Genomic DNA, 1,060 nt, shown 5'->3' on the forward strand with positions numbered 1-1,060 from the left:
TGTACTGACCACGGAGGTTGGTACGGCGACACGGGTGGATGATCTTGAAATAGGTGAGGGCCTTCTGGCTCGGTGTGGATTGCGACATCTACATCGACCAGAAAGGCCCCCATGCCGCACCGTAACGCACCCCTGAGTGAGACCGGGCGTCTTCGCCTGGCCCGCTGTGTCGTCGATGACGGCTGGCCTTATCAACGGGCCGCCGAACGATTCCAGGTCTCACCCACGACCGCCAAACGGTGGGCCGACCGCTACCGCGCCCAGGGACAGACCGGGATGGTCGATCGCTCCAGCCGCCCGCACACCAGCCCGCGGCGCACCCCCACCCGCACCGAACGACGGATCATCAAAGTCCGGGTATCACGCCGGTGGGGACCAGCGCGAATCGCCGCCTTGTTGCGGCTGAACCCCGCCACCGTGCACCGGATCCTGGTCCGCTACCGGCTCAACCGGCTGAGCTGGATGGACCGCGCGACCGGGCGGGTGATCCGCCGCTACGAACACGCCCAACCCGGTGACCTGGTCCACGTCGACATCAAGAAGCTCGGCAACATCCCCGACGGCGGCGGGCATCGGGCGATCGGCCGCCCGGCCGGACGCAAAACCCGTTCCGGGGCCGGCTACAGCTACATCCACACCGCCGTCGATGACCACTCCCGCCTGGCCTACAGCGAGATCCTGCACGACGAGACCAAACACACCGCTGCCGGATTCTGGGCCCGCGCCCAGGCCTACTTCGCCTCCTGCGGCATCACGGTCCACCGTGTGATCACTGATAACGGCGCCTGCTACAAATCCCACCCCTGGCGCGACGCGCTGGCCGCGACCGGCATCACCCACAAGCGAACCCGCCCCTACCGGCCACAAACCAACGGCAAAGTCGAACGCTTCAACCGCACCCTGCTGGAGGAATGGGCCTACGCCCGCCCCTACCGGTCAGAGACCGAACGACGCCAAGCCTTCCCCGAGTGGCTGCACACCTACAATCACCACCGCGCACACACCGCGCTAGGAGGCCGACCACCCGCCAGCCGCATCCCCAACCTCACGGGACAGAACA

At 66.9% G+C, this 1,060-nt stretch carries 1 protein-coding gene; it reads left to right on the forward strand.

Annotated elements, in window-relative coordinates:
* Positions 1–111: 111 nt before the first annotated feature.
* Positions 112–1,060: IS481 family transposase (locus QSK37_RS51280; protein WP_285637438.1), on the forward strand; the 949-nt coding region annotated here is incomplete at its 3' end.

Source organism: Actinoallomurus iriomotensis (genome assembly GCF_030269445.1).
Classification (GTDB): Bacteria; Actinomycetota; Actinomycetes; order Streptosporangiales; family Streptosporangiaceae; genus Actinoallomurus; species Actinoallomurus iriomotensis.